This window comes from Luteibacter sp. SG786 (assembly GCF_011759605.1).
Taxonomy (GTDB): Bacteria; Pseudomonadota; Gammaproteobacteria; order Xanthomonadales; family Rhodanobacteraceae; genus Luteibacter.
Map to the genome: position 1 here is coordinate 1,637,877 of NZ_JAAOYX010000001.1, position 13,298 is coordinate 1,651,174.

Below are 13,298 nucleotides of genomic sequence, written 5' to 3' on the forward strand. Positions count from 1 at the left end.
GGGTTTCGGCCATGACACTGCCATCGCTCCCGCGCCTCCCCAAGGTGGTGCCCCGCTCCGGCGTGTCGCCGGAGGCGCGGCGGTCCCTGCGGCAGTTGCTGGGCGACGTGGACCGTGCGCTGGCCGCCGCCTTCGGCGAGGGCGAGGACGCATCGGCCCTGGCTCGCCGGCGGGGAGACATCGTGGAGCGGATCGTGGTCCACGTGTGGCACGCGAGCCTGGGCGATTCGGCGGAAGCGGCCTTGTTCGCGGTGGGCGGCTTCGGCAGGGGCCTCCTGTTTCCCCGTTCCGACGTCGATCTGCTGGCGCTGGTCGACGACAACTCGCCGGCGCTAGCGCGTGCGCTGGAACACTTCTTCGCCTGTCTGTGGGACATCGGCCTGAAACCCGGGCATGCGGTGCGGACGGTGGAGCAATGCCGCGACCTGGCCGCGCAGGACGCCAGCGTGTTCACCAGCCTGCTCGACGCGCGCCGCCTGGTCGGCCAGCCCGCGCTCGGCGACCGCCTTCGCGGCATCCTCGACGATCCGGCCATCTGGCCGCCGCGCGCGTATCTCGCGGCACGGCTCGCCGAGCGAGACGCCCGCCATGCCCGCTACGACGACACGGCCCAGAATCTTGAGCCGAACCTAAAGGACGGCCCCGGGGGATTGCGCACGCTCGACGCCATCCGCTGGCTCGGGCGCCGCCTGGCGAATGCGCCCGATTTCGACGCGATGGTAGCCGAAGGTTTGCTCGAGCCCGTGGAGGCGGCGCGTCTCACCCGTGCGGAGGAAACGCTTCGCCGTTACCGCTACGCGTTGCACCTGGAAGCCGGGCGCGCCGAAGAGCGCCTGCTGTTCGACTACCAGCGCGCGCTCGCCGAGCGGCTGGGGTTCGAAGACGAGCACGCGAAGAACCTCGGCGTCGAGCAGTTCATGCAGGGGTACTACCGCGCCGCGACGCAGATCGAGCGCTCGGGCACGCAGCTGGTGGAACGCTTCGAGGAAATGCTGGACCCGGCCACGGAACCGGTGCCGGTCGGCACCGACTACGTGCGCTACGGTTCGCGTATTGCGCCACGCAATCCGCACCTCTTCGTGCGCAGGCCGTCGTCGCTGGTGGAAATCTTCATTGCGCGACTCGACGAGCCGGGCATCACGGGGTTCACCGCGGAAACCATGCGGCGCATCCAGCATGCGGTATCGCAGCACGGCGAATCGCTTGCCGACGATCCGCAGGTGCTCGGTGCGTTCCTCGCGCTGCTTCGTCGAGGCGCCCCGGCCGTGGATGCGTTGTGGCGAATGAACCGGCACGGCCTGCTCGCTGCCATCCTGCCCGCGTTCGGCAAGGTGGTGGGGCGCATGCAGTACGACCTGTTCCATGTGTACACCGTGGACGAGCACACCACGCGCGTGCTGCGCACGGTGGCCCGATTCGCCGATCCCGCCGCGCGCCGCGAATTTCCCATCGCCTGCGAAGTGTGGCCGCACCTGGAAAGGCCGGAACTGCTCCTGCTCGCCGCTTTGTTCCACGACATCGCGAAGGGGCGCGGCGGCGACCATTCCGTGCTCGGCGAGGAAGATGCGCGCGCCTTCTGCACTCGCCTGGGCCTGCCGGTGGGACAGGTGGAACTGGTGGCCTGGCTGGTGCGCTACCACCTCCTCATGAGCACCACTGCGCAGCGCCAGGACATCACCGACCCGGAAGTGGTGCATCGCTTCGCGGCCGTGGTGGGCGACTGGGAACACCTCGACCACCTTTACCTGCTGACCATCGCGGACATCATCGGCACCAGTCCCAAGCTGTGGAACGCGTGGAAGGACCGCCTGCTCGCCGACCTGTACACGGCCACCCGCTTCGCCTTGCGCAGCGACCTGACGCCGCCCGCCCATGCGGCGGTGCGCGTGCGCGAATGCCGCGAGAAGGCCATGGGTGTGCTCGCTACCGAGCACATCGACGCCGACGAGATCGCTAAGGTATGGGCCGAGTTCCCCGATACCAGTTTCCTACGTCACCGGCCCGAACAGATCGCCTGGCAGACCGCGGCGATACTTCGCGCGCATGGCGCGACGCCGCTGGTGGAAGTCCATCCGTTCTCGGTGCGCGGCAGCACCGAACTCTTCATCTACACGCCCGACCGCGACGGTCTGTTCGCCACGGTGACGGCCGTGCTCGACCGCCTGCGCTTTTCCGTCATGGAGGCACGCATCCTCGTGTCGAACACAGGGATGGCGCTGGATACCTTCCTCCTGCTGGAGTCCGACTCCCAGGCGCCGGCCTCGTTGCAGCGCGCCGAGGAACTGCGCGCGCGCATGCGGCACGCGCTGTCGCAGTCGGCGGGACACGGGCCGGCCAAGCGCACGCTGTCGCGTCACCTTCGCCATTTCCAGATGGCGCCCCGCATCGAATTCGTGGACGCGGGTGAGCGCACTCAGCTGGCGCTGGTGTGCACGGACCGGCCCGGCCTGCTCGCGGCCGTGGCGCAAGCGCTGGCCGAAGCGGAGGTGCGCGTGCATGATGCGCGCATTGCCACGTTCGGCGAACGCGTCGAAGATTTCTTCCAACTCACCGACCGCAGCAACGCGCCGCTCTCTCCCGATCGCCGGGAGATCCTGCGGGCCTGCCTGTTGCGCCATATCGGTTCCGAAAGCCCCAGGACTTCCGTACATGCAGATGCAAACGCTTGAATCCATCATCGAAGACGCATTCGAACGCCGCGCGGCCCTCACCCAGAACGAGATGGAGGGCGACCTCCGCGAAGCCGTCGAGCAGGTGCTGAACCTCCTCGAGTCCGGCGAGCGCCGCGTGGCCGAGCCCGACGGAAAGGGCGGCTGGACGGTGAACGCGTGGCTGAAGAAAGCGGTGCTGCTCTACTTCCGCATGAACGGCAATCGCGTGATGGACGGTGGCCCGTCCAGCGCCTTCGACAAGGTGCCCCTGCGCTTCACCCAGGCCGATGCCATCGAATACGCGAACCTTGGTGCCCGCGTGGTGCCGGGCGCGCTCGTCCGCCGTGGCGCGCACATCGCGAAGGACGCCGTGCTGATGCCCAGCTACACCAACATCGGCGCCTATGTCGGCGCCGGCACCATGGTCGACACCTGGGCCACGGTCGGCTCCTGCGCGCAGATCGGCGCGAACGTGCACCTCTCGGGCGGCGTCGGCATCGGCGGCGTGCTGGAGCCGTTGCAGGCCAATCCCACCATCATCGAGGACGGCTGCTTCATCGGCGCGCGTTCCGAGGTGGTGGAGGGCGTGGTGGTGGAGAAAGGCTCGGTGATCGGCATGGGCGTGTTCCTCGGCCAGTCCACGCGCATCTACAACCGCGCCACGGGCGAGATCAGCTACGGCCGCGTGCCGGCCGGCAGCGTGGTGGTGTCCGGCAGCCTTCCGGCGAAGGACGGCAGCCACAGCCTGTACGCCGCGGTGATCGTGAAGCAGGTGGACGAGAAGACCCGTTCCAAGACGGGCATCAACGAACTCCTGCGCAGCGGCGACTGAACCATGACGATCACGGTTTACGGCCTGCCCACCTGCGACACCTGCAAGAAGGCGCGCAATTGGCTCGCGCGCTTCGACGTGGAACACGAGTTCGTGGATTACCGGGCGAACCCGGTTCCCGCGGCGACGCTGAAGGCCTGGGCGGAAAAGCTCGGTGGTTGGGAAAAACTGGTGAACAAGGCGTCCACCACCTGGCGCACGCTGCTGCCGCAGCGCAAGGACCCGCGCACGGATCCGGAGTGGACCTTGTTGTTCAAGGAGTATCCGGCGCTGATCAAGCGGCCGGTGGTGGTGGAGGGTGACGAGGTCAGCGTGGGTTTTACTGACAATGCCTTCAAGAGGCGGTTCGGGAAGTGACGCCTCGTCGGGCCGAGAGTCGCTGGGCCCCTGCCTGCGCAGGGGCGACGGGGCCATGGATGTTCGTCGGTCCTGCACAGGCAGCGTCACACCCGCAATGTGCTGTCGTTCGGGCACAGGCAGCGTCACACCCGCAATGTGCCGTCGTTCCGGCACAGGCAGCGTCGCGCCCGCAATGTGCCGTCGTTCCTGCGAAGGCAGGAACCCAGTGCCTTCCGCGCTTCCCCGAACCATGAATGGATCAGCGATGTCTCCGGTTCTCACACTGACCCATGAGCTCATCCGCCGCCGCTCGGTCACCCCCGACGACGCCGGCTGCCTGCCGCTGATCGCGGGTCGGCTCGAAGCAGTCGGCTTTCGCATCGAACACCTTCGCTACGGCGACGTCGACAATCTCTGGGCCACGCACGGAGGCGAAGGCCCCGTGCTCGCCTTCCTCGGCCACACCGACGTCGTGCCCACGGGCCCGGAGGATCGCTGGGCGTCGCCGCCTTTCGAGCCCACGGAGCGCGACGGGCTGCTCTACGGCCGCGGTGCCGCCGACATGAAGGGCTCGGTGGCCGCGATGGTCGTGGCGCTGGAACGCTTCGTCGTCGCGCATCCCGCCCATGCCGGCACGGTCGGCCTGCTGCTGACCAGCGACGAGGAAGGCGTGGCCTTGCACGGCGTGCGCGAAGTGGTCGAACACTTCGCCCGTACCGGGCAACGTATCGATGCTTGCGTGGTCGGCGAGCCTTCGGCGAAGGCCCGGCTAGGCGACCTTATCCGGGTGGGGCGTCGCGGCTCGCTTTCGGGCACGCTCACCGTCCGTGGCGTGCAGGGGCACGTGGCGTATCCGGAAAAGGCGAAAAACCCGATCCACGCGTTCGCCCCGGCGCTCGCCGCACTCACCGCGGAACGCTGGGACGAAGGCAACGCGGATTTTCCGCCCACGTCGTTCCAGGTATCCAACATCCATGCGGGCACGGGTGCCAACAACGTCATTCCGGGCGAGCTCGTCGCGCTGATCAACTTCCGTTACGCCACCGCGAGCACCGCCGACGAACTGCGCGCGCGCACGGAAGCCATCCTTCGCCACCACGGCGTGGACTTCGCCATCGAGTGGCATCTCTCGGGGCGCCCGTTCCTTGCCACGCCAGGCGGGCGCCTGCGTGAGGTCGTGGTGAACGTCTGCCGCGATCTGTGCGGCATCGATCCCGAACAGAGCACGGGCGGCGGCACCTCGGACGGCCGCTTCATCGCCCCCATGGGCGCCGAGGTGATCGAACTGGGTCCCGTCAACGCCACCATCCACAAGGTGGACGAGTGCGTGTCGATCGCCGACCTGGAACGGTTGCCGGACCTCTACGAGGCGATCTGCGAGCGTATGCTCTTCTGAAGGACGACGCGTTCCTGGGCATAAGCCGATGCCGCATGGCGGGTGCAGCCGCCACACTCCCTTGCCCGATAACAGCAATGCAAGTGATCGCGCATGGAGAGAATCAGACGCACCACCCTGGCGACACTGATCGCCGCCAGTTCCTTTCCGCTGGCATCCGAAGCGCGACCCTCAGGGGAGGTGCCAGAGTTCGCCGGGATGCAGACACCACAGCCCGGCACCTCTCCGCTGGCGCGACTGATTCCTCCAGAACCCGACACCGTTTCCCAAGCCGTTGTCGCACCGCCAGGGGGCGATCTCAACCGGCTACTGGGCGAGATCCGGCACGTCGGACTGGCCAGGCAGCCGAGCTTCAGTTCGATTTCCAAGGAGTTGCTAGCGGAGGAGGTGCGGCGCCATGTTCCTGCACTTCCGGTCGAGACCGACGTGGAGAAGGTGTACGTCACGACCTTCCGTGAGGCCGCGGACGGTCGGCGGGACATCGTGAGCTCGCGGCCGCTGACAGATATCTATCGCGAGATCATCCTCCATCCCGGCACGTTTCTCGAGTTCATCCAGAGCGAGACGGGCTTCTTCAACGCCGCTGGGACGCTTGCATCGTCCGCGCGGATTCCCGCGTTGGCGGGTGGAGCGGGCTTGGCGAAAATCGAGTCTGCGCTGCAATCGGCGCGCGACTTCCGATTTCATTTCCAACGGCGGATCGATCGGTATTGGAACGAGATACTGTCGACACGGAATGTTGCCGGGGAGGTGGAGGCGCCCACGCGAAAAACATGGCTGGCACGGGCATTGGCCGATCTCCGTCAGGTCGAAGTCGATTCGATGGTCGATGAGGGATGGCTGGAGCCGCTGGGCGCCACCCTTATGGGCGCCGGTAACGGAGTTACCGGCATCGAGGTCCTCAATGGGAATTTCCGCAACAAGTTGAGCCTTCCGCCGACTGTCGCCATTTCGGAACGCCCCTGTGTGAATTTTCCAGAGGGCGATTGCGGCAAGCTTCTCCTTCTGTCGGCGAGCCTCCCCACGCGGCTGTTCGAGAATGCCGATGCGCTTCGGGCCTGGTTGATGGAGGCCGGGGGACAAAGTGCGACGCTCCGCTCGCAGCCTGTTTCCGGCGATCCATGGCGATGGTTGCTCGATCGGATCGTGCTCCGCGGCAAGACGGATGCATTGGCAGCGATGATGATGCTTGAAGCCTCTCCCATGGCGGTTGGCGAGGCCGGTGCGGTCGTCGATCGCCACGGTGATCTCACGGGCGAGCTCGATCAGCGGTGGATGGTCGACACATACAATGCCCGCCTGCGCGTCGATCTCCTGATGCCGGATGCCATAGCTGCCGCTTCGCGAGATGAGAAGGTGGCATGGCGAACGCAGGCGCGAAGGCATCTCCAGGCCTTCCGTGCCGCCGGCGCCCTCCTGGCGGAGCAGCCGGGCGCGTTGCGGGACATCAAGCTGCTGGCTCGGAATGCCATGGCAGAAGCACTTCGAGCACGTGGGGCAAGTGTCTTCGACCCCGACGCCGTTTCCATCTTCCATTGGACGTTCCAGCAGCACCATGCAGGCGGCAAGCCAAGGCGGTGGTGCGACGAGGATGGTGTATGGCACAAGGTGGATGAGAAGGATACCGAGCACACCGGCAGGAAACTCACCTTGACCGAGGCCGCGCTCGAGAACCTTCCCGTTTACGCAGAGCCCCTGACTCAGTACGAAGTGGTCGATGTCGACGGGCAACCGATGCGCGACCTGCCTTTTGCCGCGGTGTCGGCCATGGTCCGCGAGGCGAATGTCGCCCAGCAGTATCTGGATACGGTCGGACGCTTCCAAAGCAGCGTGAATCTGGACGCGATCGCGCTTGGGCTTGGGCATGGAATGATGCTGAACCTCCTCCACGCTGTGGCGCTACCGGCTTCAGGCCTGTCGACACACGCGCAAACCTCGATCCTGCACGCCTTGGCCAACGCCGGTGCCTCGACACGGATCGCCGTTCATCATCTCCAGGTCAGCGGGGCCAGCGTCGGCGGCGGTGTCTTGCTGTTCCACACCGCGGGTGGCGATAAGGATGCCTGGGTGCTTTACTCCCCCGGAGCTCCCGACAACAAGGCCTTCCGGAGCTTCCGCGGCCTCGACGAAATTGCCCGAAAGCTCAAGGACGACGAAGCGCTGCGGAATTACATGGTCGAGGCGATCGTCGCGGGTGAACGCCTCCAGGCGAGCCGTGCTCTCGCACGAGGTGGCCGCGGTGGCGAGATCGCTACCGTGCCGATTGCCGGCGATTTCCTGGTCGCCGCCGCCAGCGCTTTCTTTGCGCAATGGCGAAACGAGTCGCGGCACGCGTCCAATACCACATCGTTTCGGGATCGGCTCACGATCGCCGATAACGTCAAGGGTGTCGCGGATGTCCTCGATGTCGTGCTGCCACTATCCGGCCTGGTCGGTGGAAGCCTCGACATGAACGGCGCGATCGAATGCTTCCTTGCCGAGGAGAAAGGCTGCTATGGGAAGCTGGCGGCAGCCGGCCTCGCCGTGGCCCTGGATGCCCTGCCCATGGCGGCGGAACCCTTCCGCACGCCACTCAGGTCGATGGGGAAGGCCGTTCGACGGCACTTCGCCGCCGTCGTGCGCGGGGCGAACGGCAGGCCCATGGTTCGGTTCGCCCTGCCTGCAAGTGCCTCGTCGCGCCTTCCCGACTCCGACATCGCGGCTGTCCTGCATAAGTTCGCGGTGAGCGGTATCGAAGTAACGAGTATGCATTCGCCGTCCCGCCGCCTCTTTCGCGACGGCACCGGCCAGGAATATGTGACCATCGGCGAAAGGATCTATCGCAGCCGCAACGTCCTCAAGCCTGACGGATCCGGCGAACGTGTGATTGTCGATCCCCTCGATGCCGGCAACACACGGGCCATCCGTCTCTCAGGGGAAGGGTGGACGGTATTGCCTGCGGCCCGCCTGGTGGGCGGTTCCCCCCGGCGGCCGGCGATAACGTGGGGCGAGCCACGTTGGGGCGAGGGTCATCTGAAAGGTATCAGCGGACAGAGTACGAGCCGCCGGATGGCTGTGGATATCGACGGCTATCGGACCGACATCCTCTTCGATCTGGCCGCATGCAAGTGGAGGGCGGCTGACGGAGCCGCCATGAGGCCAGGCGCCTACGTGGAATATAACGACATCACCAAGGAGTGGCAGTACGTCGTGCTTGAACGGGGAAGCGCGGGCGCGCCTGCGCTGCCTCCACGGCTGGCGTCCGATGAGCAGCGGCTAGAGGCGCTCAACCAGTTCGGGATCAGCAGGGCACCACATCCATGGCCGCGTCCTGTTGAAGGCGCCCGCACTCCGATTCCCAAGGTGATAAATCAAGTGTGGTTGGGGGATGCACACGCGCTGAAGACCCGGCGAACGCGCGGCCAATCGGGTGACCTGCTGATCGACACGATCGAAGCGAACGGGCGTCTCGCGAAAGAGGGAGGGTACGAGTCCAGACTGTATGTATTGCTGGACGACGAATCCCCGGCGGCTGTCAAAGCCCTTCAAGACGCCTTGCCTGATGTCAAGGTGGTCGACCTTCGCTCAGATCCGTTATTTGCGGAATTCAAGACGACGAAATATGCCGATCCCTTCGAATTTTTCCGGTCCCCCGATCGCTCCCGCCGAAACCTTTCGGCCGCCAGCGATATCCTGAGACATTTCATCCAGTACAAGGAAGGTGGCCTGTACCTGGACACTGATGACGCGCTGCTCCAGGGTTTCGGTCAGGTCCGGCTCATGGCGAAAGCGGACGAGGTGCTCACCGGAGGGGTCATGTCCCATCCCGCGCTGGGAATGAATGCCGAGTACAACACCAATGCCTTTGCCTCCCACAAAAATAATGGGTTTTTCATCGAGGTCCTGGACGAACAGACGACGCGTGTTCGGCTGAACAGGCATCGCCTGAGCGACAGGCCTCATGATAGAGGTGACCGCGAATCGTACGATGCCTTGGTGTCTTATATGCCGATCATCTCGCAATCCACCGGGCCAGGCGTTTTCAACGATGTGTTACGGCGTCGTTCCAGCGGACACGCCGACTTCGCGGACGCCACGCGGGATGTCCACGTTATCGGCGACCATCCTTGGCTCAGCAATGTCTCGTCGCTCGATGGGACGTTCGAAAGAACGACGGCCCAGGACGGCTTCGCTCCGCTTTCAAAGGTCGTCGACCCGGGGAACAGTCATTCCTGGCGCCAGACGAGGTGAGGTCACTGAGGTTTCGTGAACACGGCGATCATGCCGGCATAAGGTTTTGTCATGAAGGCCGGCGCGCCGGTGTAGCCCGCCTCCGGCGTGTAGAACTGCGAGATCGTGCCGTCGAGAAACAAGGCGTCCCGGCAGCCGATCGCGTCGCGGAACAGGCGCGCGAAGCTGTGGAAGTTCACCGGGGCGCGACTCACCACGAAGACGACCTCGTGCGGGGTTTTCGCACAGACGCCGCTGCGCCATTTCATGCTGTCCGAGCCATTCTCGAACTGCGGGTTGATTTCGCCGTCGATCACGAGCATGGGGCCCGACTGCGTGGCCCAGCGCGGCTTGCGGCCCGCGGTGCGAAAGGCGTCGCTGGTGCGCACTTCCGCGCTGCCGTCGTCGTACACCGCGAAGACGCCGTTGGGCAACAGCGAGAAATTGCCCGAGCGCGGGTTGCCGTGAGCGAGGTTCAGTGGCACCACGGTCTTGCCGTTCTCCACATAGAGACCGAGTGGCTTGAACTCGCGGTCGTAGATGCCGGCATTGGCGGCGAAGGCGAGCGTGCGGCCCTTGCCGGCCGTCCACGTCTTCAGCGCTTCCAGTCCGCCGAAGGGCTGACCGTTATCCGGGTTGCGCCAGTAGAGCTCGATATCGTCCTTGCGCGTGTCCACGGTGACCGCGAAGTACGACTGGCTGTCGAAGGTGAGGTCGCGGCCTTCCACGGCGTCGGCCGGACTCGCACAGCCCACCAGCGCGGCGATGCTGCCGGCGGCGAGGATGCGGAACGTGGCTCGGTTCAACAGAGAGGGGATAGTGAGATGGAACATTCGTCGATGGTCGCCGGCCCCGGCGTCCCGCGCAAGCTGCGCTGCGGCGGTTTCCTGACGCAGGGCGTAAACTCCCTGGTTTTTCCTCCCTTTCCCCACCGCCATGCCCTATACGCCCATCGTCGCCACGCTCGGCTATGTCCTTTCGCCGGACGGTAATCACGTCCTCATGATCCATCGCAACGCCCGCCAGGACGACATGCATCTGGGAAAGTACAACGGGCTCGGCGGCAAGATGGAGCCGGGCGAGGACATCGCCGCCTGCATGCGGCGCGAGATCAGGGAAGAAGCCGGCATCGAATGCACCGAGATGAGCCTGCGCGGCACCCTCAACTGGCCCGGCTTCGGCAAGCAGGGCGAAGACTGGCTCGGATTCATCTTCGTCGTCACGCGCTTCGAGGGCACGCCGCTCACGTCGAACCATGAGGGCGCGCTGGAATGGGTGCCCGTGGAAAAGCTGGACACCCTCCCGATGTGGGAAGGCGACCGCCATTTCTTGCCGCTGGTCTTCGACGCCGACCCGCGCCCGTTCCACGGCGTGATGCCGTACAAGGACGGCCGCATGGTCTCCTGGAACGTCACGCGGCTATAAAACACGCGGCTGTAAAAAAAGAAGCAAGCTGAAGCAAGCTCTAGAAGAAGCAAGCTTTGTGTGGGAGCCGCTTCAGCGGCGATGGATGCTCGCGGCAAGCTTGCCCGCTGCCGCGGGATCGCCGGCATAGCCGGCTCCCACATGAACCGGCTCCCCACATGAACCGGTTCCCGGCGAAACCCGCGCGCGTCAGCCTGTGGTTTCGATCCGCTCCACGCGGCGCAGCCCGCGTGGCAGCACGCCACCGCGGGTGGCGCGGCTGCCGCCGTATTCCACCAGGTCCGCCCACTTCAGCGTGAGCTTCCGCTGGCCGGCGTAGAGCGTGACCTCGCCCTTGCCCTCGGCAACGACGGCGACGCCCACCACGCGTTCCTCGCCCGAGACCAGCTTGGCCTTGGGAATCTCGATGAGCTTGTTGCCCTTGCCCTTGTCGAGTTCCGGCAACTCGGCCACCGAGAACATCAGCAGGTGGCCCTCGCCGGTGACGACCACGATGCGGTCGCGCGAAGGGTCGGCCGTGATGGCCGGTGCGACCACGCGCGCGCCTTCGCTGAGCGTGATGATCTGCTTGCCTGCCTTCTGGCGTCCCGTGAGCGCCTCGAAGCGGGTGACGAAGCCATAGCCGAAGTCGGTGGCGAGCACGATGCGCGTGTCGTTGTCCGCTGCCACCACGGCATCGAATCGCGCCCCGGCCGGCGGGCTGAAACGGCCCGTGAGCGGTTCGCCGTTGCCGCGAGCGGAAGGCAGGGTGTGCGCGGGTGTGGCATAGGCGCGGCCGGTGGAATCGATGAAGGCCACCTGCTGGGTGGTGCGCGCACGCGAAACCGCAAGCAGGCTGTCGCCGTCGCGGTAGGACAGGGCCTCGCCGTCGATCTCATGGCCCTTGCCCGCACGGACCCAGCCCTTCTGCGAGAGGACCACGGTGACCGGCTCGGAAGCGACCAGCGCGCTTTCGTCCAGCGCCTGTGCCACGCTGCGCTCGACCAGTGGCGAGCGGCGCGCGTCGCCGTATTTTTCGGCGTCGCCGCGCAGTTCTTCCTTGATGAGGCCCTTGAGCTTCGCCGGAGATTTCAGCAGCACGTTGATGCGCGCGCGTTCCTCCTCCAGCTTGTCGCGTTCCTCGTTGATCTTCATTTCCTCGAGACGGGCCAGCTGGCGCAGCTTCGTCTCCAGGATGTAATCGGCCTGTTCCTCGTCGAGACGGAAGCGGGCGATGAGCACCGGCTTCGGCTCTTCCTCGGTGCGGACGATGCGGATCACCTCGTCGATGTTGAGGTAGGCGATGCGCAGCGCCTCGAGCATGTGCAGGCGGCGCTCGACGCGGCCGAGGCGATGGTTGAGCCGGCGCGTGACCGTATCGGTGCGGAAGCGCAGCCATTCGCCAAGGATCGTCTTGAGGTCCTTGACCTGCGGACGGCCGTCGAGCCCGATCATGTTGAGGTTGATGCGGAAGCTCTTTTCCAGGTCCGTGGTGGCGAAGAGGTGCTGCATCATCTCGTCGACGTCCACGCGGTTCGACCGCGGGACCAGCACGAGGCGGATGGGGTTCTCGTGGTCGGACTCGTCGCGCAGGTCTTCCAGCATCGGCAGCTTCTTCGCGCGCATCTGCGCGGCGATCTGCTCGAGGATCTTCGACGGCGAGACCTGATGCGGCAGGGCGGTGATGACGATGTTGCCTTCGTCGCGTTCGTACACTGCCCGGGCGCGGACGGAGCCCGTGCCGTTCTGGTACATCGCCAGGATTTCCTTGCGCGGCGTGATGATCTCCGCCGTGGTCGGATAATCCGGGCCCTGGACGTGTTCGCACAGGTCGGTGACGGTGGCGTCGGGGTCGTCGAGCAGGCGGATGCAGGCGCTGGCGACCTCACGCAGGTTGTGCGGCGGGATATCGGTGGCCATGCCCACCGCGATGCCCATCGAACCGTTCAGCAGCACGTGCGGCACCCGGGCAGGCAACCAGGACGGTTCCTCCATGGTGCCGTCAAAATTCGGCACCCAGTCGACGGTGCCGTGGCCGAGTTCGGAGAGCAGCACCTCGGCGATGGGCGTGAGGCGGGACTCCGTATAGCGCATGGCCGCGAAGCTCTTCGGGTCGTCCGGCGAGCCGAAGTTGCCGTGGCCGTCCACCAGCGGATACCGGTACGAGAACGGCTGGGCCATGAGCACCATGGCCTCGTAGCAGGCCGAGTCGCCATGCGGGTGGAACTTGCCGATCACGTCGCCGATGGTGCGCGCGGATTTCTTCGGCTTGGCCGTGGCCCCCAGCGCCAGCTCGCTCATGGCGTACACGATGCGGCGCTGGACCGGCTTCAGGCCGTCGCCCACGAAGGGCAGGGCGCGGTCCAGCACCACGTACATCGAATAGTCGAGGTAGGCCCGCTCGGCGTATTCCTTGAGCGGGATCTGTTCGTAATTGGCTTGCAAATTCATGGGTTTGTGCATCCGG

General features: G+C 65.7%; 7 protein-coding genes and 1 pseudogene. 6 read left to right on the forward strand and 2 right to left on the reverse strand.

What is annotated here, in order from left to right:
* Nucleotides 1-11: 11 nt before the first annotated feature.
* The 5 genes and pseudogenes from glnD to FHS47_RS07465 all read left to right on the forward strand — a co-directional run.
* A pseudogene (gene glnD, locus FHS47_RS07445) lies at nt 12-2,597 on the forward strand ([protein-PII] uridylyltransferase); the annotation flags it as partial.
* Nucleotides 2,497-3,483, forward strand: a complete 987-nt coding sequence (gene dapD, locus FHS47_RS07450) for a 2,3,4,5-tetrahydropyridine-2,6-dicarboxylate N-succinyltransferase (protein ID WP_343203515.1) — start codon at nt 2,497-2,499, stop codon at nt 3,481-3,483. The pseudogene glnD and the gene dapD, both read left to right, overlap by 101 nt.
* A gap of 3 nt (nt 3,484-3,486) precedes the next feature.
* Nucleotides 3,487-3,840 carry a Spx/MgsR family RNA polymerase-binding regulatory protein gene (locus FHS47_RS07455; RefSeq protein WP_167025125.1) on the forward strand — a complete coding sequence of 118 codons (354 nt, stop codon included), beginning with the start codon at nt 3,487-3,489 and terminating at the stop codon, nt 3,838-3,840.
* 247 nt (nt 3,841-4,087) lie between these two features.
* Nucleotides 4,088-5,218, forward strand: a complete 1,131-nt coding sequence (dapE, locus tag FHS47_RS07460) for a succinyl-diaminopimelate desuccinylase (RefSeq protein ID WP_167025128.1) — start codon at nt 4,088-4,090, stop codon at nt 5,216-5,218.
* Between the two features lie 93 nt (nt 5,219-5,311).
* Nucleotides 5,312-9,448 (forward strand): glycosyltransferase, encoded by a 4,137-nt coding sequence (locus FHS47_RS07465; RefSeq protein WP_167025131.1) that lies wholly within the window; start codon nt 5,312-5,314, stop codon nt 9,446-9,448.
* 2 nt (nt 9,449-9,450) lie between these two features.
* On the opposite strand, the gene FHS47_RS07470 is transcribed toward FHS47_RS07465, so the two are convergent.
* Nucleotides 9,451-10,260 (reverse strand): phosphodiester glycosidase family protein, encoded by an 810-nt coding sequence (locus FHS47_RS07470; protein ID WP_167025135.1) that lies wholly within the window; start codon nt 10,258-10,260, stop codon nt 9,451-9,453.
* A gap of 103 nt (nt 10,261-10,363) precedes the next feature.
* Between FHS47_RS07470 and FHS47_RS07475 the strand changes: the two genes are divergently transcribed.
* Complete coding sequence (locus tag FHS47_RS07475) at nt 10,364-10,852, forward strand: 8-oxo-dGTP diphosphatase (protein ID WP_167025138.1); 489 nt, start codon at nt 10,364-10,366, stop codon at nt 10,850-10,852.
* A gap of 189 nt (nt 10,853-11,041) precedes the next feature.
* Here FHS47_RS07475 and parC read toward each other — a convergent pair whose 3' ends face one another.
* Nucleotides 11,042-13,282 carry a DNA topoisomerase IV subunit A gene (gene parC, locus FHS47_RS07480; protein WP_167025141.1) on the reverse strand — a complete coding sequence of 747 codons (2,241 nt, stop codon included), beginning with the start codon at nt 13,280-13,282 and terminating at the stop codon, nt 11,042-11,044.
* Nucleotides 13,283-13,298: the final 16 nt, after the last annotated feature.